The sequence below is a fragment of the Kitasatospora atroaurantiaca genome (assembly GCF_007828955.1).
Taxonomy (GTDB): domain Bacteria; phylum Actinomycetota; class Actinomycetes; order Streptomycetales; family Streptomycetaceae; genus Kitasatospora; species Kitasatospora atroaurantiaca.
Window position 1 is genome coordinate 5,533,606 of sequence record NZ_VIVR01000001.1, and the last position, 22,506, is coordinate 5,556,111.

The 22,506-nt window shown below is 72.1% G+C and carries 21 protein-coding genes and 1 tRNA gene; 11 read left to right on the forward strand and 11 right to left on the reverse strand.

Annotated features, from left to right (window positions below):
- Window positions 1–26 precede the first annotated feature (26 nt).
- The gene (locus tag FB465_RS25050; protein WP_145794053.1) at window positions 27–245 is read right to left on the reverse strand and encodes a heavy-metal-associated domain-containing protein; all 219 of its coding nucleotides are present in this window, start codon (window positions 243–245) and stop codon (window positions 27–29) included.
- Between the two features lie 313 nt (window positions 246–558).
- Here FB465_RS25050 and FB465_RS25055 point away from each other — a divergent pair, with 313 nt between their 5' ends.
- On the forward strand, window positions 559–1,749 hold the full coding sequence (locus FB465_RS25055; RefSeq protein ID WP_211785850.1) for a PP2C family protein-serine/threonine phosphatase: 1,191 nt from the start codon (window positions 559–561) through the stop codon (window positions 1,747–1,749).
- Window positions 1,750–1,875: 126 nt separating this feature from the next.
- Here the strand turns inward: FB465_RS25055 and dhaL are convergent, their stop codons facing one another.
- Entirely contained in the window at window positions 1,876–2,499 is a 624-nt protein-coding gene (dhaL, locus tag FB465_RS25060) for a dihydroxyacetone kinase subunit DhaL (protein WP_145794055.1), read from the reverse strand.
- 22 nt (window positions 2,500–2,521) lie between these two features.
- The gene (gene dhaK / locus FB465_RS25065; protein WP_145794057.1) at window positions 2,522–3,517 is read right to left on the reverse strand and encodes a dihydroxyacetone kinase subunit DhaK; all 996 of its coding nucleotides are present in this window, start codon (window positions 3,515–3,517) and stop codon (window positions 2,522–2,524) included.
- 144 nt (window positions 3,518–3,661) lie between these two features.
- Here dhaK and dhaM point away from each other — a divergent pair, with 144 nt between their 5' ends.
- A complete protein-coding gene (gene dhaM, locus FB465_RS25070) occupies window positions 3,662–4,054 on the forward strand; it encodes a dihydroxyacetone kinase phosphoryl donor subunit DhaM (RefSeq protein WP_145794059.1) in 393 nt (130 codons plus the stop codon).
- A 179-nt stretch (window positions 4,055–4,233) separates the two neighbouring features.
- On the forward strand, window positions 4,234–5,709 hold the full coding sequence (locus FB465_RS25075) for an alkaline phosphatase family protein (protein ID WP_246192820.1): 1,476 nt from the start codon (window positions 4,234–4,236) through the stop codon (window positions 5,707–5,709).
- 7 nt (window positions 5,710–5,716) lie between these two features.
- Here FB465_RS25075 and FB465_RS25080 read toward each other — a convergent pair whose 3' ends face one another.
- Complete coding sequence (locus FB465_RS25080; RefSeq protein ID WP_145794060.1) at window positions 5,717–7,408, reverse strand: bifunctional 3'-5' exonuclease/DNA polymerase; 1,692 nt, start codon at window positions 7,406–7,408, stop codon at window positions 5,717–5,719.
- A 137-nt stretch (window positions 7,409–7,545) separates the two neighbouring features.
- Here FB465_RS25080 and FB465_RS25085 point away from each other — a divergent pair, with 137 nt between their 5' ends.
- Window positions 7,546–9,570 (forward strand): M3 family metallopeptidase, encoded by a 2,025-nt coding sequence (locus tag FB465_RS25085; RefSeq protein ID WP_145794062.1) that lies wholly within the window; start codon window positions 7,546–7,548, stop codon window positions 9,568–9,570.
- A 105-nt stretch (window positions 9,571–9,675) separates the two neighbouring features.
- Here the strand turns inward: FB465_RS25085 and FB465_RS25090 are convergent, their stop codons facing one another.
- Both FB465_RS25090 and FB465_RS25095 read right to left on the reverse strand, forming a co-directional pair.
- Window positions 9,676–11,154: a cellulase family glycosylhydrolase gene (locus FB465_RS25090; protein WP_145794064.1), complete on the reverse strand. Its 1,479-nt coding sequence runs from the start codon at window positions 11,152–11,154 to the stop codon at window positions 9,676–9,678.
- A gap of 90 nt (window positions 11,155–11,244) precedes the next feature.
- Window positions 11,245–11,907, reverse strand: a complete 663-nt coding sequence (locus FB465_RS25095) for a TetR family transcriptional regulator (protein WP_145794065.1) — start codon at window positions 11,905–11,907, stop codon at window positions 11,245–11,247.
- Window positions 11,908–12,004: 97 nt separating this feature from the next.
- On the opposite strand from FB465_RS25095, the gene FB465_RS25100 reads away from it, so the two are divergent.
- Window positions 12,005–13,225: an acyl-CoA dehydrogenase family protein gene (locus FB465_RS25100; RefSeq protein WP_145794067.1), complete on the forward strand. Its 1,221-nt coding sequence runs from the start codon at window positions 12,005–12,007 to the stop codon at window positions 13,223–13,225.
- 16 nt (window positions 13,226–13,241) lie between these two features.
- Here FB465_RS25100 and FB465_RS25105 read toward each other — a convergent pair whose 3' ends face one another.
- The 3 genes from FB465_RS25105 to FB465_RS25115 are packed head-to-tail and all read right to left on the reverse strand — an operon-like array spanning window position 13,242 to window position 15,083.
- Window positions 13,242–14,027, reverse strand: a complete 786-nt coding sequence (locus FB465_RS25105) for an enoyl-CoA hydratase/isomerase family protein (protein WP_246192822.1) — start codon at window positions 14,025–14,027, stop codon at window positions 13,242–13,244.
- A gap of 31 nt (window positions 14,028–14,058) precedes the next feature.
- Window positions 14,059–14,478: a RidA family protein gene (locus FB465_RS25110; RefSeq protein WP_145794069.1), complete on the reverse strand. Its 420-nt coding sequence runs from the start codon at window positions 14,476–14,478 to the stop codon at window positions 14,059–14,061.
- A gap of 56 nt (window positions 14,479–14,534) precedes the next feature.
- A complete protein-coding gene (locus FB465_RS25115) occupies window positions 14,535–15,083 on the reverse strand; it encodes a GNAT family N-acetyltransferase (protein ID WP_145794070.1) in 549 nt (182 codons plus the stop codon).
- Window positions 15,084–15,146: 63 nt separating this feature from the next.
- Here FB465_RS25115 and FB465_RS25120 point away from each other — a divergent pair, with 63 nt between their 5' ends.
- Window positions 15,147–15,767, forward strand: a complete 621-nt coding sequence (locus tag FB465_RS25120) for a TetR/AcrR family transcriptional regulator (protein ID WP_145794072.1) — start codon at window positions 15,147–15,149, stop codon at window positions 15,765–15,767.
- A gap of 31 nt (window positions 15,768–15,798) precedes the next feature.
- Here FB465_RS25120 and FB465_RS25125 read toward each other — a convergent pair.
- Window positions 15,799–15,874 (reverse strand) — tRNA-Arg (locus FB465_RS25125).
- Window positions 15,875–16,536: 662 nt separating this feature from the next.
- Here FB465_RS25125 and FB465_RS25130 point away from each other — a divergent pair.
- The 5 genes from FB465_RS25130 (at window position 16,537) to FB465_RS25150 (ending at window position 22,039) form a co-directional block, all read left to right on the forward strand.
- Window positions 16,537–17,163 carry a single-stranded DNA-binding protein gene (locus tag FB465_RS25130; RefSeq protein WP_145794073.1) on the forward strand — a complete coding sequence of 209 codons (627 nt, stop codon included), beginning with the start codon at window positions 16,537–16,539 and terminating at the stop codon, window positions 17,161–17,163.
- Window positions 17,164–17,444: 281 nt separating this feature from the next.
- Window positions 17,445–18,815: a Cys-Gln thioester bond-forming surface protein gene (locus FB465_RS25135; RefSeq protein WP_145794075.1), complete on the forward strand. Its 1,371-nt coding sequence runs from the start codon at window positions 17,445–17,447 to the stop codon at window positions 18,813–18,815.
- A gap of 215 nt (window positions 18,816–19,030) precedes the next feature.
- Window positions 19,031–20,695 (forward strand): energy-dependent translational throttle protein EttA, encoded by a 1,665-nt coding sequence (gene ettA / locus FB465_RS25140; RefSeq protein WP_145794077.1) that lies wholly within the window; start codon window positions 19,031–19,033, stop codon window positions 20,693–20,695.
- A gap of 155 nt (window positions 20,696–20,850) precedes the next feature.
- On the forward strand, window positions 20,851–21,309 hold the full coding sequence (locus FB465_RS25145) for an acyl-CoA thioesterase (protein ID WP_145794078.1): 459 nt from the start codon (window positions 20,851–20,853) through the stop codon (window positions 21,307–21,309).
- Window positions 21,310–21,343: 34 nt separating this feature from the next.
- Entirely contained in the window at window positions 21,344–22,039 is a 696-nt protein-coding gene (locus FB465_RS25150; protein ID WP_145794080.1) for a DUF8185 domain-containing protein, read from the forward strand.
- Between the two features lie 17 nt (window positions 22,040–22,056).
- Here the strand turns inward: FB465_RS25150 and FB465_RS25155 are convergent, their stop codons facing one another.
- Window positions 22,057–22,461, reverse strand: coding sequence for a globin (locus FB465_RS25155; protein ID WP_145794082.1), 405 nt, complete (start codon window positions 22,459–22,461; stop codon window positions 22,057–22,059).
- Window positions 22,462–22,506: the final 45 nt, after the last annotated feature.

A 22,506-nucleotide genomic window follows, 5' to 3' on the forward strand; every position in this document is an offset into this window, starting at 1 on the left:
CCGGGCCCGCCCCCGCCACGGGAGGCTCAGGCTGCCGGGCCGACCAGTTCGTAGCCGGCCTCGTCCACGGCGGCGCGGACCTGGTCCTCGTCCAACGGGGACCGGGAGGAGACCGTCACCGTCCCGGCCTTGGCATCGGCGGCGACCTCGATCACGCCGGGGATGGCCGAGACCTCGGCGCTGACCGACTTCTCGCAGTGGCCGCAGCTCATGCCACTGACGGTGTAGGTGGTGGTGCTGGACATCGGGGACCTCCGGGAAGCTCCTGCCCGGGCAGGTGCCGGGCTCTGTCTACTCACTGCTCTGTCTGCTCACAACACCATACCCCCCTGGGGTATTCCGGGGGTGGGTGGTCGTTGTGGCGTGGATCGCAGCGTTTCCGCTGATCGCTAGCAGAGAGTAGTCGCGCTGTTGCGTGATGTCCGCCCCTGGGGACCAGTGGGGCGTGTCCTGTGGTCGGCCGGTCGTCGGGTGAGGACGGGTGGCTCCGAGGGATCCTGCCGGAACCGCCGGCCGACGCGTGGCGGGCGGGGGTGATTCATCCGTAATGTCGGAGATGTGTTCCGGAACGGTCGAGCCCAGTCGCCCGAAGCGCCCGAGGCCGCCGGGTTGTCACCGGCCAGGCGCCGCCGGGCGCTGCTCGCCACCGACCTGCAGGACCTCTCCTTGCGGCGCCGTGCCGCGCCGGCCCTGCTGGCCGTCCTGGTGGTCTCGCTGGCCGATCTCCTCTCCGGTCAGGACCGCTACCTGGCCCCGCTGATGGTGGTGGTGCCCTCGATCGCCGCACTCACCCTGCGGCCGGCCGAACTCCTGCTGGTCTGCCTGCTCGGCTTCCTCTCACTGCTCGGCCTGAGCCACTACGACCAGACGGACAGCCTGAACGACGGGAGATTCCTGTTCGGTGCGCTGCTCAGCTACATCGCGCTGACGCTGTTCAGTGCCTGGGTGGCCCGGCTCCGCATGCACCGTGCGGCCGCCTTCGCCGCCGTCAGCTCGGTCGCCGAGGCGGCCCAGCGGGCGCTGCTCCACCGGCCCGGACCCTCGGTGGGGCCGCTCCGACTGGCCGTCCGGTACGTCTCGGCCGCCGACGCCGCCCGGATCGGCGGGGACCTGTACTCGGTCCTGGACACCCCGCACGGCACCCGGGTGCTGGTGGGTGACGTCCGTGGCAAGGGGCTCGGTGCCGTGCAGACCGCCGCCGTGGTGCTCGGTGCCTTCCGCGAGGCGGCCTACGACGAGAACGGGCTGCGCGCCGTGGCGGCCCGGATCGAGGCCAGCGTCGAGCGACATGTGCCGGACGGGGAGTTCACCACCGCGCTGTTCGCGGAGTTCCGACAGCCCGGCGCCGTCAAGCTGCTGCACTACGGGCACGTGCCGCCGATCCAGGTCACCGGGGACGGGACGGTGCGGGTGCTGGAGGCGCCCGACCCCTGGGTACCGCTCGGACTCGGCAGCCTGGCCAGCGGCCAGCCGAAGAGCCTGGAGCTGCCGTTCGGCGCCGACGACGTGCTGGTGCTCTGCACCGACGGTGTGGTGGAGGCCAGGCACCACCGCTCGGGCGAGTTCTACCCGCTGGCCGAGCGGGCCGGCCCGCTGGTAGGGGGCGCGGCCCGCTCGCCGACGGAGTTGGAGACCGCGGTCGGGCGGCTCTACGCCGATCTGCTGGCGCACACCGGCGGTGAGCTCGGCGACGACGCCCTGCTGCTGCTGATCAGCCGGACCGACGGGGACGGGCCGGGGATCGCCTGACGCAGAGGCATCGATGCAGGATTGGGTATCCCAGGGGCGCGGGGAACTGCGCGAGATCGGAAGGGGACCGCCTGTGCCTCCCGATCTCGCGCAGTTCCCCGCGCCCCCTTGTGGTGACCCGACTGCCTAGCCGGCCTTCTCGGCCACCCGGGCGAGAGCGCGGAAGAGCAGGGCCGTCGAGGTGGCCCCCGGGTCCTGGTGGCCGATGCTGCGCGGGCCGAGGTAGGAGGCGCGTCCCTTCCTGGCCTGCAGCGGGACGGTGTCGCGCATCCCCTGCTCGGCAGCCCCGGCGGCCGCCTCCGCGGCGGCGGCGAAGCCGGTCGGCGCGGCCAGTTCGAAGGCGGCCAGGGCGGGTGTCCAGGCGTCGACGATGGTCTTGTCGCCGGGCTCGGCCGCGCCCAGCCTGCGGATCGCCGCCAGCCCCGCCGCCAGCGCGGCGCCGAACTCGGCGGCGTCGGCGCGCTCCCCGGGCAGCGCCGTCCCCATCGCCCGGAACGCGCTGCCGTACAGCGGGCCGGAGGCGCCGCCCACCTTGGAGATCAGCGTGGTGCCGGTCCTGCTCAGGGCGGCGCCGACCGAGGCCGGGTCCAGGCCGTCCAGGGCGGCCAGCGCGGCGGTGAAGCCGCGGCGCAGGTTGCTGCCGTGGTCGCCGTCGCCGATAGCGGAGTCCAACTCGGTCAGCTGTGCCTCGTGCTCCTCGACGGCGGAGGCGATCTCCCGGACCCAAGCCAGCGCGAGGGTGGTGTCCACTTCGGGCTCCTCCGAGGTCAGGTCAGGACCAGCTCAGGGCCGGGGTCGCCACGGGGGCGTCCCAGAGCTCCAGCAGGTCGGGGTCGGCCTTGGTGAGGGTCAGCGAGAAGCCGGCCATGTCCAGGCTGGTGACGTAGTTGCCCACCAGGTTCCGGGCGATCCTGATGCCCCGCTCGGCGAGCCGGGCGTGCACCTCGCCGAAGACCACGTAAAGCTCCAGCAGCGGCGTCCCGCCGAGGCCGTTGACCAGGGCGATCACCTCGTCGCCTGCGGCCAGGTCGTGGTCGGCGAGGATGGTGTCGACCACCTCGGCCGCGAGTTCCCGGGCGGGCCGGAGCGTCTCGCGGCGGCGGCCCGGTTCGCCGTGGATGCCCACGCCGGCCTCGATCTGGTCCTCCGGCAGGTCGAAGCCGGGTTTGCCGGCCGCCGGCGTGGTCGCTGCGGTGAGCGCGATCGCAAAGGAGCGGGAGGCGGCGTTGACCCGGTCTCCGAGGGCGGCCACCTGGTCCAGGGGCGCGCCGCGTTCCGCCAGGGCGCCCGCGATCTTCTCCACCATCACGGTCGCGCCGGTGCCCCGGCGGCCCGCCGTCCAGGTGGAGTCCTCCACCGCCACGTCGTCGTTGACCAGGACGGTACGGACCTCGATGCCCTCCTCGGCGGCGAGCTCGGCGGCGAGCTGGAAGTTCATCACGTCACCGGTGTAGTTCTTGACCACGAAGACCACGCCCGCCCCGCTGTGGACGGCCTGGGCGGCGGCGAGCATCTGGTCCGGCACCGGGGAGGTGAACACCTCGCCGGGGCAGGTCGCGTCGAGCATCCCGAGGCCGACGAAGCCGCCGTGCAACGGTTCGTGGCCGGAGCCTCCGCCGGAGACCAGGGCGACCTTGGGGGTGGCGGGACGGGCGGCTCTGCTGATCACCCGGTCGACGAGGTCGACCGTCAACTCCGGGTGGGCGGCGCCGAATCCGGCCAGCGCGTCGGCGAGGACGCTCTCCGGGGTGTTGATCAGCTTCTTCAAGGCGGCTCTCCCTCTGGCAGATCGTGCGGCCGACGTTACGCCAGCAGGGCAGGCTCGGCATGCGGTACGACACGCCGCCTCGCCGCCACGTCGCCGTGAACTGCTCGGCGAGTGCCGGGCGGTGGGGCGGTCTAGGGTCGGAGGATGAGCAACCACGTGGGAATCGTTCTCGTGTCGCACAGCGCGGCCATGGCGGCCGGGCTCCGTGAACTCCTCGCCGAACTCGGCTCCGGCGCCGTCCCCGTGGTGCTCGCCGCGGGTACCGAGGACGGCGGGCTCGGCACCAGCTACGAGCTGATCGTGCGGGCGGTCGCGGAGGCGGACGCCGGCGCGGGGGTGGTGGTCGTCCCCGACCTCGGCAGCTCGGTGCTGACGGCGCGGGCCGCCCTGGAGGATGACCCGCGCGCCGATGTGGTGCTGGTGGACGCGCCGTTCGTCGAGGGCGCGGTGGCGGCCGTCGTCACCGCCTCGGCCGGGGCGGCGCTGGCCGAGGTGGTGGGGGCGGCCGAAGAGGCCCGGGACTTCCGGAAGTTCTGACCCGGGCGCGGGTCAAGCGAGAGTCACGACAGGGCAAAAATCGCGCAGGGCGGCTCCCGTACACGGGCTCGACACGCTCTGCCGAGGTGGTGTTCACCCGCCGCTGGTGTGGTCATCCGGCACCGCAGACGCCATCACCGTCGCCCCGGGCGACGGGAAACGAGCACCGGGAGCCCATCGTGACGATCCGCTCGAAGCCCAAGTCCGTCCTGTTCACCGCCGCCGTGGCACTGCTGGCCGCCGCGGCCGCGCCGGCCGGTGCGGCGGACCTGGGCCAGCATGCCCACCGTGACCGCCACGTCCTGATGATCAGCATCGACGGGCTGCACGCCGACGACCTCAGTGCCTGGGTCGCCCAGCACCCGGGCTCGGCGCTGGCCCGGCTGGCCCGGCGGGGTACCACGTACACCGACGCCCGCAGCTCGCAGCCCTCCGACTCCTTCCCGGGGATCCTCGCCCTGACCACCGGCGGTACCCCGAGGAGCACCGGGGTGTACTACGACGACTCGTACGACCGCACGCTCTCCCCGGCCGGTTCGGACTGCCGTACGGTCGGCACCGAGGTGGTCTTCGACGAGGCGGTGGACCGTGACCCGGCCGCGCTCGACGCGGGCGGGGGCATCGACCCGGCCAAGCTCCCGCTGGACCCGGCCAAGGGCTGCACGCCGGTCTATCCGCACTCCTTCCTGCGCACCAACACCGTCTTCGAGGTGGCGCGTTCGGCCGGTCTGACCACCGCCTGGGCGGACAAGCACCCGGCGTACGACCTGCTGAACGGGCCCTCGGGGACGGGCGTGCAGGACGCCTACAACCCGGAGATCGCCGCCACCGACGGCACCGTCGCCGGGACGATCGCCTACGACGCGCTGAAGGTTGCCGCGGTGCGCAACCAGATCGACGGCCGCGACCACACCGGCACCAGGGCGCAGCCGGTGCCGGCCGTCTTCGGGCTCAACTTCCAGGCCGTGAGCGTCGCGCAGAAGACCGCCGGCTACGCGCCGAAGGGGGCCTTCTCCCCGCAGATCGCCGATGCGCTGGCGCAGACGGACGCGGCGATCGGCAGCCTGACCGCCGAGCTGCACGCCCGGGGCCTGGACCGCCGTACCGAGATCGTGCTGAGCGCCAAGCACGGCCAGTCGCCCGTCGACCGGTCTCAGCTGAGGATCGTCGACAAGAAGCTGCTCGCCGCGGTGGTGAACGGCGTCCGGCCCGGCCTGCTGGCCCAGGCCACCGCCGACGACGTGGCGCTGCTGTGGCTGACGGACGGCGGTCAGGCCGAGGCGGTGGCTGCTGCGCTGCGGGCGCACGCGGCCGAGCTGAACCTCGACCAGCTGCTGGTCGGCCCGGCGCTGGCGCGGCAGTTCGGTAACCCGGCGACCGATGCGCGGACCCCGGACGTGGTGGTGCTGCCGAAGCCCGGCACGGTGTACACCAAGCCGTCCGCCACCAAGGTCGCCGAGCACGGCGGCTTCACGGCCGACGACACCCATGTCGCACTGCTGGTCGCCGGGCCCGGTGGAGAGGGAGAGCGGGTGGACACCCGGGTGAGCACCGCCCAGGTCGCGCCGAGCATCCTGAAGTTCCTGGGCCTGGACCCGCGTGCGCTGGCCTCGGTCCGGGCCGAGGGCACCCGGGTGCTGCCCGAGGGCGAGTGACGCACCGTCACTTGGCGTCCGCGTAGCACTGCACCACGGCGGTGCTGAGCGGGAAGCGGACGGGGGTGTCCCCGAAGACCAGGGTGCGGGCCTCCTCGCCGACTGCGGCGACGGCGGCCGCCACCTGGTCGGCCAGGTTGGCGGGGGTGTGCACGACCACCTCGTCGTGCTGGAAGAAGACCAGGTGCGGCCGGTCCGCGCCGGACTCCAGGGCGGTCAGCCGGCGGCGCAGCGCGGCCAGCAGGGCCAGCGCCCACTCCGCCCCGCTGGCCTGGATGACGTAGTTGCGGGTGAAGCGCCCGCGCGCCCGGGCGGAGCGGCCGCCGGCCTCGCCGGCGGTCTCCGGGGCCTCGGTCAGGTCCAGCCAGTCGGCGGACGGCGGCGGGCAGGCCCGGCCGAGCCGGGAGCGGACGATGCCGCCGTCCTCCCCGGTGCGGGCGGCCGCCTCGACGTAGCCCATCGCAGCCGGGTAACGGCGGCGCAGGGTGGCCAGCAGCGGGCCGATGTCGCCGCTGGTCTGGCCGTACATCGCGCCCAGCAGGCCGAGCTTCGCCTTCTCGCGGTCGCCCTGGAACGCGTTGGCCGCGAGCGCCTCGTAGAGGTCGCCCTCGGCGGCGGTGCGGGCCAGGCCGGCGTCCTGGGAGAGTGCGGCGAGGACGCGCGGTTCGAGCTGGGCGGCGTCCGCGACCACCAGGGCCCACCCCGGGTCGGCCACCACGGCCCGGCGCAGGATGCGGGGGATCTGCAGCGCGCCGCCGCCGCGGCTGGCCCAGCGGCCGGAGACCACGCCGCCGACCACGTACTCGGGGCGGAAGCGGCCGCCGCGGGCCCAGGTGTCCTGCCAGGCCCAGCCGTGGGCGGCGTGGATCCGGGAGAGCTCCTTGTAACGGACCATCAGCCGGGCGGCCGGGTGATCGACCTTCTGCAGCTCCCAGGAGCGGGTGGAGGCGAGCTGGATGCCCTGGTCGGCGAAGGCGCGGAGCACCTGGGTGTGCGAGTCGGGATTGAACGGGCGCGAGCCGAGCGCCTGTTGCAGCTCGACGGCGAGCTCGGCGAGCAGCTTCGGCTGCGTGCCGGCGATGTGCGGGCGCGGGCCGAGCAGGTCGGTGAGCAGCTGGTCGTGGATGTCGGTGCGCCAGGGCAGGCCGTCGTACGCCATCTCGGTGGCGAGCAGGGCGCCTGCCGACTCGGCGGCGACCAGCAGCCGGAAGCGGGAGCGGGCGGCCGGGTCGTCGATGGCCTGGATCCGGCGCTGCTGGTCGGCGTGGACGGCGACCACCGCCTCCAGTGCGTCGGTGCCGGGCGGCAGTTGCAGGCGGTCGGGCGCGAAGAGGCTGTCCTGGTCCTCGGAGCTCCCGCTGTCGGGAAGGTCGGCCGGGACGGGCAGGTGCCGCAGCCGGGCCCAGGCGGCCCCGAGCGAGCGCGGCGCGCCCCAGGCGCCCGCGTGGGCGAGCAACAGGGCCTCGACCAGCCGCAGATCGTGGCAGCGGGCCAGCCGGAGCGGGAGCAGCGGTGCGTACGCGCTGTCGGCGGCGGCCCAGACCCAGCGAGGCTGCTCGGCGGCCTCGCGCTCGGCCACGGCGGCCGCGAGGTCCGGCGCCCGGACGGGCGGGCCGAGCGGGGTGCCGTCGTCGGCCAGCGGCTGGAGGCGGCCGCCGGGGCCGTGCTGGTCGGGGGCCAGGGCGATTCTCGGGGCCATCGATGCCGCCTCCTTCCAGACGTTGGTGTGTTCGACCGTATCGGGTTCCACCGACAACCGGGCGGAGGCAGGTCGGGCACGGTGCACCACTCGGGACCTGGCCACCACCGATTGACGAAGGGTCTATGGTCGGAAAAATGAGCGACAATCCCTTCTTCGCGCCCAGCACCCTGGTCCACGAACTGCCGCCCTTCGCCGAGATCCGGGAAGAGCACTACCTGCCCGCCTTCGAGCGCGGCATGGCGGACCAGCTCGCCGAGATCGCCGCCATCACGGCCGATCCCCAGGCGCCGACCTTCGACAACACCGTGGTCGCACTGGAGCGTTCGGGCGCGCTGCTCCGCCGGGTCCAGCTGGTCTTCGACAACCAGAACTCCTCCGACACCACGCCCGCCGTCCAGGAGCTGGACGCGGAGCTGAGCCCCAGGCTTGCCGCGCACGCCGACGCGATCCACCTCGACCCCGAGCTCTACGCGCGGGTCCGGGCCCTGTACGAGGCCCGCGACTCGCTCGGTCTCGACGCCCAGGCCCTCCGCCTGCTGGAGCGCTACCACACCCGGTTCGTCCGGGCCGGTGCCCGGCTGTCCGCCGCCGACCAGCAGCGCCTGCGCGAGATCAACGCCCAACTGGCCTCGGACGCGACCGCCTTCCGGCAGAACGTGCTCGCGGACACCCGGGCCCGCGCCCTCGTGCTGGACAGCCCCGAGGAGCTCGACGGGCTGTCGCCCGACGCGATCGCCGCCGCCGCCGAGAACGGCCGGGTGCTCGGCCACGACGACAAGTACGTCCTGAGCCTGAAGAACTTCTCCAACCAGTCCCAGCTCGCCCAGCTCACCGACCGCGCCGTGCGGGCCCGTCTGCTGGAGGCCTCGCTCGGCCGCGCGGTGGCGACCAACGGCCCGCTGGCGATCCGGCTGGCCGCACTGCGCGCCGAGCGCGCCGCCCTGCTCGGCTACCCGAGCCACGCCGCGTACGTGGTCGCCGACGAGACCGCCGGCAGCGTCGAGGCGGTCTCCGCCATGCTGGCCCGCCTGGTCCCGGCCGCGGTCGAGAACGCCGGGCGCGAGGCCGCCGAGCTTGCCGAGGCCGCTGCCGCCGACGGCGTCGGCGAGCTCGCGGCACACGACTGGGCCTACTACTCGGAGCGCGTCCGCCAGGCCTCCTACGACCTGGATGCCTCGGTGCTGCGCCCCTACTTCGAGCTCGAACGGGTGCTGCACGACGGTGTGTTCTTCGCCGCCGGGCTGGCCTACGGCCTGACCTTCACCGAGCGGCCCGACCTGACGGGGTACCACCCCGACGCCCGGGTCTTCGAGGTGTTCGAGGCGGACGGCAGCTCGCTCGGCCTCTTCCTCGGCGACTTCCACGCCCGCGACTCCAAGGGCGGCGGGGCCTGGATGAACGAACTGGTGCAGCAGTCGGAGCTGCTGGGCAAGCGCCCGGTGGTGGTCAACAACCTCAACATCGCCAGCCCGGCGCCCGGCGAGCCCGTCCTGCTGACCTGGGACGAGGTGCGCACGCTGTTCCACGAGTTCGGCCACGCCCTGCACGGGCTCTTCTCCGACGTCCGCTACCCGCTGTTCTCCGGTACGGAGGTGCCCCGCGACTTCGTGGAGTTCCCGTCCCAGGTCAACGAGATGTGGATGGTCCGGCCCGAGGTCCTGGCCAACTACGCCAAGCACCACCTGACCGGTGAGCCGCTGCCGGCCGAGCTGGTCGCGCGGATGGGGGCCGCCGAGAACTTCGGCCAGGGCTTCCGCACCGTCGAGTACCTGGCGGCCGCGCTGCTCGACTGGGCCTGGCACAGCGTGCCCGCCGGACAGGAGATCGCCGACGCCCAGGAGTTCGAGGCCGCCGCGCTCGCCGAGGCCGGGCTGGCCGTGCCGGCTATCCCGCCGCGCTACCGCACCACGTACTTCAGCCACATCTTCTCGAACGACTACAGCGCCGGGTACTACGCCTACATCTGGTCCGAGGTGCTGGACGCCGACACCGTCGAGTGGTTCGGCAGCAACGGCCGTACGGTGCGGGAGAGCGGCGAGACCTTCCGGGCCGGGCTGCTCTCCCGGGGCGGCAGCGTCGACGCGCTCGAGTGCTTCCGGGCCGTGGTCGGCCGCGACCCGGAGATCGAGCCGCTGCTCGCCCGCCGGGGCCTGCTCTAGGCTCCGCCGGTCTCAGGGGCGCGGGGAAAATGGGCGTGGCGGGAGGCACCGGCCTGTGCCCCACCGTTTCGCGCAGTTCCCCGCGCCCCTGGACAGTGCAACTACCTATCGGTGGGTGAGCGTCAGCGTGATCCGTGCCCCCGGGCGGACGATCGGCAGCAGTACCCGGGCCAGACCGGCCCGGTCGCCGTGCGGTTGCTCGATCTGCACCACCGAGGCCCTGGCCCCGCTGACGCTCACCCTCGCGCCGTTCGGGTAGGCGGTGCCCGGCAGCACCAGCTCGGTCCAGCCGCCGGTGCCGCTCGCGGTGAAGGTGAGCGTGTAGGCACCGGCGTGGTCCGACTCCGTGACGGGCAGGCCCGCGACCGCGGCGGCGTACGGCCCGAAGGCGGGCTCCTCGCCGGGCGCCGGCCTGCCGTCCGGGCCCAGCACGCAGTAGCCGCCACTGCCCTGGCACCAGTACCACATCGTCCACCCGCCGGCGAAGCCCGACATCGCGGCGACCTGCCGCTTCACCAGCTCGGTGTTGCCCGGCGTACGCGAGTTCGGCGGGCCCCACTCGCCGACCAGCACCGGCAGCCGGTTGGCCTGCGGGTAGGCGGTGACGGCGGCCGTGTAGTTCTCGACGAAGCCGTTCGAGGGGTCCCAGTCCCGTCCTGCCTCGACCGAGGTGTCGTAGAAGTGCGGCGCGTAGCCCAAGCGGGCGGCGCCGGGCCGGGGGTCGGTGAAGGCGGGCAGCCGGGTCGGCACTCCCTGGCCCACGAGCACGGTGGGTTCGACGAACAGCCAGGAGCGGCTGTCGGCCTCGCGCACCGCCGCGATCAGCCGCCGGTACATCGCGGCGAGGCGGCCGCTCTCCAACTCGGCGGAGGCGCGCACCAGGACGGCCGGGTCGCTCGGGTCGCCGTCGACCGGTCCGAACGGCTCGTTGAACAGGTCGTAGCCCAGCAGTGAGCGGTGGCCGCGGAGTTCGCGGGCGATCCGGGTGTAGAAGTCGGTCTGCCACCGCCGCAGGTCCGGGTCGTCGTAGAGGTGCCGGAAGGCGGCCTGGACGGCGGGTTGGAAGTAGCCGGCGAACCAGTCGTCCGGGTCGGGGACGAAGGGCAGGTCGTCGTCCCGCGTCGCCCAGACCGGGATCCCGCGGTCGCCGCCGCCGAACTTCGGCCCGTACACGTCCTGGTGGAAGTCGACGACGGCCAGCAGCCCGTACCGCTCCGCCCAGTCGAGCACGTGGTGCAGCTTGGCCAGCTCGGCCTGGTCGTAGTGGCCCCGGGCGGGTTCAAGGCGGGTCCAGGAGACCGCCACCCGGATCAGGGTGAAGCCGTGGGCGGCGATGGACCTGAGGTCCGCCTCGGTGGTCTCGCCGTACTTGTCGACGTTGAAGCCGCGCAGGTGCAGCGCCCGGCCGGCGGTGTCGGTGAGGACGGTGCGCCCGTCCGCAGTGGTCGTGGCGCCGGCCGGGAAGAGCGGCTGCCGGTGCCGGCTCTCGGCCTGATGGTCGGCCGCCCCGGCCGGTACGGCGGTGCCGCTGACGGCGGCTGCGGTGGCCAGGAACAGGGCGGCAGCGGTACGGCGGACACGCACGATGCACCTCGGAGAAGGCCGGAGGAGGGTGGTGAGCGCCGATCCTGCCGCACCGTCATACGCCGCACAAGAGGTGAGCCAAGCTCATGTTCAATCGGTGGCCGACGGCGCGACCGACCGGGGCAGTGCGGCCGCCGCCGCCAGGCGCCCCCAGAGCAGGTCCGCCAGCGCCTGCACCATCCGGGCCCGGGGGCAGGGCTGTTGGTCCAGCCACCAGTCGCCGGCCGCCAGCACCATCCCGGTGATGGCCCGCCCCCAGGTCTCGGAGAGCAGCCGGCCGTCCGCCCCCAGGTCGACCTCGGCCCGGACGGCCTTGGTGAGCTCCTCGGCGATCTGCTTGAGCGCGGGCGCCAGTGCGTTGCCCGCGCCGGTCGGGTCGCCCGGCTCGGGGTGGGTCAGCAGGCGGTACACCTGCGGGCGGGCCTCGATGGCCGCGAGGTAGGTGTCCAGTACGTGCTCGACCCGGTCGCGGCGCTCCAGCGGTTCGTTGAGCGCGGCCCGTACGGCGGCCAGCAGGCCGCTGGTGTGGCGCTCCGTCAGGGCGCGGATCAGGCCGTTCCGGTCGCCGAAGTGCCGGTAGAGGATGGGCTTGGTGATGCCCGCCTCGGCGGCGATCGCGTTCATGCTCGCGCCGGGGCCCTCGCGCTGGATGACCCGGTCGGCGGCGTTGAGCAGCTGCTCGCGGCGGGGTTCGCCGGAGGCTGGGGTGGCAGGGCCGGACACGGTGGTACTCCTCGCTGCGGGCGTTGACATGCGTTACCAATGAGTAGCAGACTCAGGGGTGTTACCGAAGGTAACACCCCTGTGGCGTGGGCGGCTGCCCGCACCCCCTGACCGGAGGCACGCACCAATGAGCACCTTCTCCCTTGACCCGGGCGCGGACCAGCTCGCCGTCCGCGACTGGCTGCACGGCTTCGCGGCCGATGTGATGCGCCCGGCCGCCGCCGAGTGGGACGAGCGCGAGGAGACCCCCTGGCCGATCATCCAGGAGGCGGCCAAGATCGGCATCTACTCGCTGGACTTCTACGCCCAGCAGTACTTCGACCCCTCGGGCGTCGGCATCCCGATCGCCATGGAGGAGCTGTTCTGGGGCGACGCCGGCATCGGCCTCGCCATCGTCGGCACGACGCTGGCGGCCGTCGCCGTCCTGGCCAACGGGACGGACGAGCAGATCGGCACCTGGGCGCCGCAGATGTTCGGCACCCCGGACGACATCAAGGTCGCCGCCTTCTGCTCCTCGGAGCCGGACGCGGGCTCGGACGTCTCGGCGCTGCGCACCCGGGCCGTCTACGACGAGGCCAAGGACGAGTGGGTCCTCAATGGCACCAAGACCTGGGCGACCAACGGCGGAATCGCCTCGGTGCACGTGGTGGTGGCCACCGTCGACCCCGCGCTCGGCGCGCGCGGCCAGGCCTCCTTCGTGGTGCCGCCGGGCACGGCCGGCCTGTCGCAGGGGCAGAAGTTCAAGAAGCACGGCATCCGTGCCTCGCACACCGCCGAGGTGGTGCTGGACAACGTCCGGGTGCCCGGGCACTGTCTGCTCGGCGGCAAGGAGAAGCTGGACGAGCGGCTCGCCCGGGCGCGCGAGGGAACGCGCGGAACCTCGGGCAAGAACGCCGCGATGGCCACCTTCGAGGCCTCCCGTCCGGCTGTCGGCGCCCAGGCGATCGGCATCGCCCGTGCCGCGTACGAGGTCGCCCTCGACTACGCCAAGACCCGGGTGCAGTTCGGCCGTCCGATCATCGACAACCAGGGCGTGGCCTTCACGCTCGCCGACATGAAGACCCGGATCGACGCCTCCCGGCTGCTGGTCTGGCGCGCCTCCTGGATGGCCGCCAACAACCAGCCGTTCACCTCGGCCGAGGGCTCGATGTCCAAGCTGTACGCGGGCGAGACGGCGAAGTGGGTGACGGCGCAGGCGATGCAGATCCTCGGCGGCAACGGCTACACCCGGGAGTACCCGGTGGAGCGGATGCACCGGGACAGCGCCATCTACACCATCTTCGAGGGCACCAGCGAGATCCAGCGGCTGGTCATCGCCCGCACCATCTCGGGGATGCCGATCCGGTAGGCCCTGTCCGGCCCGCTCAGAAGCGGGGCTCGCGCTGTTCCAGGAAGGCCGCCAGGCCCTCCCGGACGTCGGGCGCCAGGCGGGACTTGCGCTCCCAGGGGGCCAGTGCCGCCTGCGCGTCCTCCAACGGACCGGCCAGCGCGGCCTTGACCGCGCCGATGGTCTGCGGGGAGCGCCGGGCCAGCAGGCGGGCGAACTCCATGGCCCGGGCGTCGAGTTCGGTGTTCACCAGCACCTCGTCCGCCAGGCCGAACACCTCGGCCTGGCGGCCGGTCACCAACTCGCCGGAGAAGAGCAGGTACTTGGCGCGGGCCGGACCGACCAGGCGGGCCAGCCGCACGGTGGGGACCGCCGGGTAGACCACGCCGAGCTTGGCCGGGGTGATGCCCATCCGGGCGCCCTCGGAGACGAAGCGCAGGTCGCAGGCGACGGCCAGTTGGCAGCCGCCGCCCACGCAGAAGCCGTGCACCACCGCGATGGTGGGGTGCGGAAAGGCGGCCAGCGCCTCCTCCGCCGCGACGTTGTCCGCGTGGTAGGCGTCGGCCCGCTGCGGATCGGCGTACACCTCGGCGAGTTCGCCGATGTCGGCGCCCGCGCTGAAGGTCCGGCCGGCGCCGGTCACCAGCAGGGCCCGGACGGACGGGAGCACCGCGAGGCGGTCCAGTACCCGGGGGAGGCCCTGCCACATCGCGAGGGTGACGGCGTTGCGGCGCTCGGGGCGGTCCAGGACGAGGGTGGCGACACCGCCGTCCTCGACGAACGCGCGCAGGCCGGCCACACCGGTGTCGACATGCTGGGGCAAGGGGTGCCTCCGGGAAGCTCGGGGTCGGGCCTCACCCTTCCACAGCGGCCGCCCCCGGGACCACGGCGGTGACTGTGATCTCCACCAACTGCCCGGTGTAGCCGAGGCAGGCGACACCGAGCAGGGTGGAGGTGTGCGGCCCGGCGGCCAGGCCGGAGGCGTTCACCACGTCCCAGACCTCGGAGAGCGGGCCCGGTGCGTCGGCGACGACGTAGACCGTGCTCGCGACCACGAGCGGCAGGCTGCTGCCGACGGAGTCCAGCGCCGTCTCCAGGTTGGCCAGCACCTGGCGGGCCTGGGCGGCGAAGTCGCCCGGCCCGACCAGCTTGCCGTCGGCGTCCAGCGGCACCGCCCCGGCCAGGAAGGCCAGCCGCTCACCCGGCTCCACCACCGCGGTGTGGGCGTAGCCCGGCGGCGGGAACAGTGCGGGTACGGTGCGATGCTGGGCCATCTGCGCTCCTTCGACGGGTCGTCAGCTGCCGATCCTCCACACCAGGGCCCCCGGTGTCACCTGGTTTTGCGCCACTCCTCGGCCAGCATCGACCAGACCTCCTTGTCGTGCCGGATTCCGTTGTGGGGGAAGTACTCGCGCAGCACGCCGTCCAGCTGCATGCCCATGCGCTCGGCGACGGCCCGGCTGCGGGCGTTGAGGGTGCTGTTGAACCACTCGACGCGGTGCATTCCGCGTTCGATCAGTGCGTAGTCGATCAGATGGCGGACGGCGGCGCTGACCAGGCCGCGGCCCTCGCCGGCCGGCTCCGTCCAGACGCCGATCTCACAATTGCCCGACGCCGTGTCGAAGTGCACGAACATCACGCCGCCGACCAGCGCGCCGGCGTGCCAGATGCCGAAGATCCGGCCGGTGTCGGACGCTTGCTTGTCGGCGAAGAGCTGCAGCGTGGCGCGGGCCGACTCGAGGTCGGTGGAGCGGGAGGCCCACGGGATCCAGGGGTCGGTGTTGGGGCGTGCGCGGTCGATGTGGGCCAGGAACTCGGCAGCCTGCCAGGGTTCGAGCGGGCGCAGCTCGGCGTCCTCGGCGAGCGGTATCGCGTACACGGGGCCTCCGTCGGCGGATCGGGGTAGATACATAACAAACGTTTGGTAGGTACCATAGCGCCCATGACGCCTGCCCGTGGAGACCATGACGCACGCCGGATCGAGGTCTCGGAGGCGGTGTGGCGGGTGCTGGCCGAGCGCGGCTTCGGCGGGCTGACCCTGCGCGCGGTGGCCGCCGAGATGAGCGCGACCACCGGGTTGCTCACGCACTACTTCCCGAACAAGCGGGCGCTGCTGGCGTACGCGCTGGACGTCCTGGAGCGGCGAACGGCGGACCGCCCGCGCCCCGCCGCCGAGAGCGTGCTGGCCGGCGGAACGCCAGGTGACGGCGCCGTCGCGGGGTTGGCGATGCTGCGGGCCGTGCTGCTGGACGCCCTGCCGCTCACGCCCGAGAACGCGGCGAGCAACCGGATCTGGGTCGGGTCATGGGACGTGGCACTGGCCGATCCGGAGCTGGCGGCCGAGCATGCCGAGCGGTACCGCCGCTCGCGCGAGCGGATCGCCGGGCACGTCGCCGACGCCCAGCGGCTGGGGGAGCTGTCCCTGGAGAAGCCCGCCGAGGAGGTGGCGGCCGCCGTGCAGGGCTTCGTGCTCGGCCTGGTGGTGCAGGCGCTCTTCGCGCCCGGGGAGTTCCCCGCGGCTCGGCAGGCCGAGCTGCTGGACGGGTATCTCGCCGCGCTGTGAACGGCGGCGCCGACGTGCGCCCGGACTGTGGTGGTGCCCCCAGCAGGATTCGAACCTGCGACCTACCGCTTAGAAGGCGGGTGCTCTATCCGCTGAGCTATGGGGGCATGACGGGCATCGGCCCGGGAGGGCGTCGGCCGGCCTGAGGGGTCTGCCGGCGGGGCCTGCCTGCGGGCGCACGGTGGCGACCGGAGCCTGGCCCCGTTGGGTACGGATGGGGTTGGTGTTCCCCTCGGCCTGTCCGCGGCAGGATGTTCCGGGACAGGATAAGGGTGACCCGATACTCCGCCGGGCCTTCAGCCGTCTTGCCGGGTGTGTCGGCCTCGGTGGAGCGGTCCGATAATCGCAGGTGGCGGCCGGGCCTGCAGCGGTCTGGCGGCTTCTGGCGCCGGACGTTGTGCAGTCGTTACGGGGCTGTCGCCCCACCCGTTATGGATTCGGTGCGGAGAATCGCCCGCCGCCCGGGCGGGTGGGGGCGGATATGGGTTCGTTCGGTCGGATGACATGGCCGGATGTGCTCGCCGGCCACCCGTACGGGGCTCGGACGCAGGGGCTCGGGGGCCCGAAAGTTGTCATGACCTCGGAGATTCTCTGGTTCTGGGGTAACGAAATCCACCCAGGATTCACTCCGGTGAGTGATGCGAGTTATCCACAGCCGCGAGTTGTCCACAGGATTACCGAATGGCCTGGCGGATATTTTCCTTCACCGGCACTCTCTCCTCACCGCGGCGATTTCGCTCGGTGATTCCTGATGGACGGAGGGTGTTCCGTGAACGAGACCCTGGTGACGATGGTCGGCAATGTCGCTTCGGCGGTGAGCTATGCGCAAACGCCCGCCGGAGTGCCCGTGGCGAACTTCCGGATGGCGGCGACGGAGCGCCGTTACGACCGGGGTAAAGGCGACTGGGTGGACGGCGACACGAACTGGGTGACGGTGGTGGCCTGGCGCTGGTTGGCGACCAACGTGGTGAGTTCGGTGAACAAGGGCGACCCGGTGGTCGTCAGCGGCCGACTGCGTATCAGAGAGTGGGGCGACGAGGACCGGCGGCGCTGCACGGTGGAGATCGACGCGCGGGCCGTCGGTCACGATCTTGCGCGCGGTACCTCGGCCTTCCGCTGGGCGGTACAGGCCAAACCCGAGCTCGTGGCGGGGCGTTCGGGGCGGGAGGAGGTGCCGGCGCTGCCTGCCGGGTCCTCGGTGGAGCGGGTGCTGCCCGCCGTGGAGCAGGCGGTGCCCGACTGGATCGTCGCGGCGGTCGAAGCGAGGCGCGCGCCGGAGGCGGCCGGAGCAACCGCACCCGAGGTGGCCGAGGTGTCCGAAGTGGCCTGCGTTGCGCAGACGGTGGGAGCAGATCGTGAGGACATTGCGCGTACGGACCGTGTCGGCGCCGCTTGAGTGAGCGAGGCGCCTTCCCGCGGCACTTCCGGTCGCCGGGAGTGCAGGGCGGCCAAAGCCTCATGATTGCCCGTGAGAATCTGGTGATCCGTCAACTAGATCCAATGATCACCTGTTTGATAACGATATAGATACGGAACTGTCCTGGTTTGGCATGGAGGTTTGCGGGGGCCTGCCGGTCAATAAGATGCGTCTGGTTCACACAAGTGCAGCGGCGCCACAGGGGGTGCCGCTTTGCAGGCGGGCTGCCATCGGCACGGCCCAGCCCGGAGGGATCATTCATGTTCCACAAGCAGGGGCGGGCTCTCTCCCGCATAGCCACTGTCATGCTCGCGTCGGGCATGGTCGTGGTCGGCGGTCTCGCAACCGCGGGTGCGGCGGCTGCCGCGAGCCCGAGTGCTACGGGCGCGACCGGGGTGCTGGTGCCCGGTGTCCGCTACAGCGAGACGATCAAGATCGGCGACAAGACGGTCCAGGGCGGCATCATCCAGCTCAAGACCGACGGCGACAAGCTTCTCGACACCTACTGCATCGACCTGTTCAACGGCACCAAGCCGAGCGCGGTCTACCAGGAGACCGGCTGGGAGTCGAGCTCCCTGGCGGGCAAGCCCGAGCAGGCCGGCAAGATCCTCTGGATCCTGCAGCACTCCTTCCCCAAGGTGAGCGCCGAGCAGCTGGCCAAGGACACCAAGATCGAGGGCCTGTCGAAGGAGGACGCGGCCGCCGGCACCCAGGCCGCCATCTGGCACTTCTCCGACGGTGCGAACGCCGTCCCGGAGGACGCGGAGGCGCGTCAGCTCACCGACTACCTGATCGGGCACGCGATCAAGCTGGAGGAGCCGAAGCCGACCCTCACCCTCAACCCCGCGGCGGTCTCGGGCAAGAGCGGCGCTCTGCTCGGCCCGATCACCGTGACCACCAACGGTTCCTCGGTGGCCCTGGCGCTGGACGAGGCCGGGACGAAGGCCGGCCTGGCCATCACCGACAAGGCGGGCAAGGCGGTCAAGTCCGCCAAGTCCGGTGACCAGATCTACGCCAAGGCCCCGGCGGGCGCGAACCCCGGTTCCGCCACCATCAAGGCCACCACCTCCGCCGAGGTGGCGATCGGCCGCGCCTTCACCGGTGTGAACGCCGAGGGCAAGCACAGCCAGACCCTGATCCTCGCGGGCTCCGAGCCGGTCCCGGCCACCGCGGGCGTCACCGTCAACTGGGCGCCCACCGGCCCGATCCCGGCCGTGACCGCCAAGGTCGACTGCGTCCAGGGCGCCGTGGTGGTCACCGCGACCAACAATGGCGACCAGGACTACACCTTCACCCTGGCCGGCAAGTCCGTGACCGTGAAGCCGGGCGCCACCCAGAGCGTCCCGGTCAAGGTCGGCGAGGACCAGCCGTACGACATCACCGTCACCGGCCCCAACGGCTTCAAGCAGCAGTTCAAGGGCGTCCTGAACTGCAAGACCGACAGCACCACCACCACGCCCACCCCGACCACCGGTACCCCCGGCACCACGACCGGCGGCGGCCTGGCCACCACCGGTGGCGGCAGCGAGACCCCGGTGCTGGCCGGTATCGCCGGTGCGCTGGTGATCGCCGGTGGAGCGGCGGTCTTCGCCCTGCGCCGCCGCGGCCGCCACAGCCGCACCTCGGCCTGACCCGGCTGACGGTCCGACCTCGCTCTGATGGTCTGACCTCGGGCTGACCGTCCGACCGACCGAGCCGGCCCCGTCCCTCGCACCCGCGAAGGACGGGGCCGGCTCGCGTCGTACGGCGCCCGGTACGGCGACGGCCGTTCGGGAGCCCGGGCGCAGTGCGGCACAATGGAAAGGTTGCAGCCCGAATACTCACGACGACGCCGGAGCGATCTCACGTGGCGGAATTCATCTACACCATGCGCAAGGTGCGCAAGGCACACGGCGACAAGGTCATCCTTGACGACGTGACGCTCAACTTCCTCCCCGGGGCGAAGATCGGCGTCGTCGGCCCCAACGGCGCCGGTAAGTCCACCGTGCTGAAGATGATGGCCGGTCTGGAGCAGCCCTCCAACGGCGAGGCCTACATCTCGCCCGGCTACACCGTCGGCATGCTCCTCCAGGAGCCCCCGCTCGACGAGACCAAGACGGTCCTGGAGAACGTCGAGGACGGCGTCAAGGAGATCAAGGGGAAGCTCAACCGCTTCAACGAGATCGCCGAGCTGATGGCGACCGACTACTCGGACGCGCTGCTGGACGAGATGGGCAAGCTCCAGGAGGACCTGGACCACGCCAACGCCTGGGACCTCGACGCCCAGCTGGAGCAGGCCATGGACGCCCTGGGCTGCCCGCCCGGCGACTGGCCGGTCACCAAGCTATCCGGTGGCGAGAAGCGCCGGGTGGCGCTCTGCAAGCTGCTGCTCGAGGCCCCCGACCTCCTGCTCCTCGACGAGCCCACCAACCACCTCGACGCCGAGTCGGTGAACTGGCTGGAGCAGCACCTCGAGAAGTACGCCGGCACCGTCGTCGCCGTGACCCACGACCGGTACTTCCTGGACAACGTCGCCGAGTGGATCCTCGAGCTCGACCGCGGCCGCGCCTACCCGTACGAGGGCAACTACTCCACCTACCTCGAGACCAAGCAGTCCCGTCTCAAGGTCGAGGGCCAGAAGGACGCCAAGCGCGCCAAGCGGCTCAGGGAAGAGCTGGAGTGGGTCCGCTCCAACGCCAAGGGCCGCCAGGCCAAGTCCAAGGCCCGCCTCGCCCGCTACGAGGAGATGGCGGCCGAGGCCGACAAGATGCGGAAGCTGGACTTCGAGGAGATCCAGATCCCGCCGGGCCCGCGCCTGGGCAACATCGTCATCGAGGTCAACAACCTCTCCAAGGCCTTCGGCGAGAAGGTCCTGATCGACGACCTGAGCTTCACCCTGCCGCGCAACGGCATCGTCGGCATCATCGGCCCGAACGGTGCTGGCAAGACCACGCTGTTCAAGATGCTGCTCGGCGAGGAGACCCCGGACGGCGGCAGCATCAAGGTCGGCGAGACCGTCAAGACCAGCTACGTCGACCAGGGCCGCGCCAACATCGACCCGAAGAAGACCCTGTGGGCCGTCGTCTCCGACGAGCTCGACTGGATCAACGTCGGCCAGGTCGAGATGCCGTCCCGCGCCTACGTCTCGGCGTTCGGCTTCAAGGGCCCGGACCAGCAGAAGCCGGCCGGCATCCTCTCCGGCGGTGAGCGCAACCGCCTCAACCTCGCGCTCACCCTCAAGCAGGGCGGCAACCTGCTGCTCCTCGACGAGCCGACCAACGACCTCGACGTCGAGACGCTCTCCTCGCTGGAGAACGCCCTGCTCGAGTTCCCGGGCTGCGCCGTGGTCATCTCCCACGACCGCTGGTTCCTGGACCGGGTGGCCACCCACATCCTCGCCTACGAGGGCGAGAGCAAGTGGTTCTGGTTCGAGGGCAACTTCGAGTCGTACGAGAAGAACAAGGTCGAGCGACTCGGTGCCGACGCCACCCGTCCGCACCGCGCCACCTACAAGAAGCTGACCCGCGGCTGACGGCTGCGACAGCTGTGACGGCTGAGCTGCGTGCGACCGACAGGTGCACGCAACACCGGCGCAACAACGGCCCGGCAGGCTTCCCCCAGGGCGGTCTGCCGGGCCGCCGCCCGTAAGTTACCGGCGGAGTTATTCAGAAGTTGAGGAGAACGCCCGTGGCACGCCACATCTACGCCTGCCCCCTGCGGTGGTCCGACATGGACGCCTTCGGGCACGTCAACAACGTGGTCTTCCTGCGCTACCTGGAGGAGGCCCGGATCGACTTCATGTTCACCCAGGCCGCCGAGGCCGGCGCCGGGGAGTTCGCGGGCGGCTCGGTGGTCGCGCGCCACGAGATCGACTACAAGCGCCCGCTGGTCCACCGGCCCGAGCCGGTGACCATCGAGACCTGGGTCACCAAGATCGGCGGCGCCTCGCTGACGGTCTCCTACGAGATCAAGGACACCGCCGAGGACGGCACCGAGACGGTCTACGTCCGGGCCTCCACCGTGGTCGTCCCCTACGACCTGGGCGAGGGCCGGCCGCGCCGGATCAGCCCCGTGGAGAAGGCGTTCCTCATCCGCTTCATGGATGAGCGCAGCATGGCCGAGGTCCCGGCCGTCGCCGCAGTCTGAACCGCACCGCCCCCACCCCGAGTGAGCTGATCCTTTGACCACCACCGCCCATCTCCTGCTCGCCGACGCCGGGGAGGCCGCCGACCTGTCCGGCTTCCTGGTCCGCCTGCTGCGCTTCGACCGGGCGGCCTCGGTCCGGCTTCAGGCCGTCGCCTCGGTGGTCGAGGGCGAGGGGGTGCTGGCCGTCTTCGGGCGGCTGCCGCTGGGCGGCTCGGGGGCGCTGGCGGTACGCACGGCGCGGCTGGCCGAGTTCGGCGGCCCCGAGGACCTCACGGTGTCGGCGGGCCGGCTGCTGGACGCCGTGGACGACGACGCCAACACGGTCGCCCTGCCGGCTCCCGTCACCGGCCCCGCCTGGGCGGGCCTGCTGCCGCCGCGTACCGGCTGGCAGCTGCTCGCCGAACCGCCGGCGTTCGAGGTGTTCCCGGAGGTGATGGCGGCCGTCCGGGAGTTCAGGGAGCGCAGCGAGGCGGTGCCCGAGCACCACCGGACCCGCAGCGTCCTGGACGCCCTCGCGGACGAGATCTGGTCCCGCCCGCTCGCCACCGTGCCGGAACTCCCGCTGCGGGCCGCCCACGCCGCGTACGTGATGGGCTTCCTCAAGCCCGCCGTGCCGCTCACCGTCCACAGGGCCGGGGCCTGGCTGCGGTTGAGCGCGCCGACCGGTTCGATCGCCGTGCGCGGCGTGGCCGCTCCGGGCGCCGGCCTGGGGCTCAGCCCCCTGCGGTGATCAGCCGGCCGTGGTGATCAGCCCGCCGTGTTGATCATCGAGGCGGCGGCGTACGTCAGGTAGTCCCAGAGCTGCTGCTCGGCCTCGGCCGGCAGGTCCAGCCCGTCCACGGCCGTGCGCATGTGCTTGAGCCAGGCGTCGTGGGCGGCGCGGTCCACCCTGAACGGAACGTGCCGCATCCGCAGCCGGGGGTGGCCGCGCTCCTCGCTGTACGTGCGCGGGCCGCCCCAGTACTGCATCAGGAACAGGGCCAGCCGCTCCTCGGCCGGGCCGAGGTCCCCCTCCGGGTACATCGGCCGCAGCAACTCGTCCTCGGCGACGCCCTGGTAGAACAGGTGCACCAGCCGCCGGAAGGTCGGCTCACCGCCGACCGTGTCGAAGAAGGTCTCCTCGCTGAGCGTGCCACGCCGGATGTCATTCACCCGTCCATGGTCGCAGACGGCCGCAGGGGCCGTACACCAGGTCTT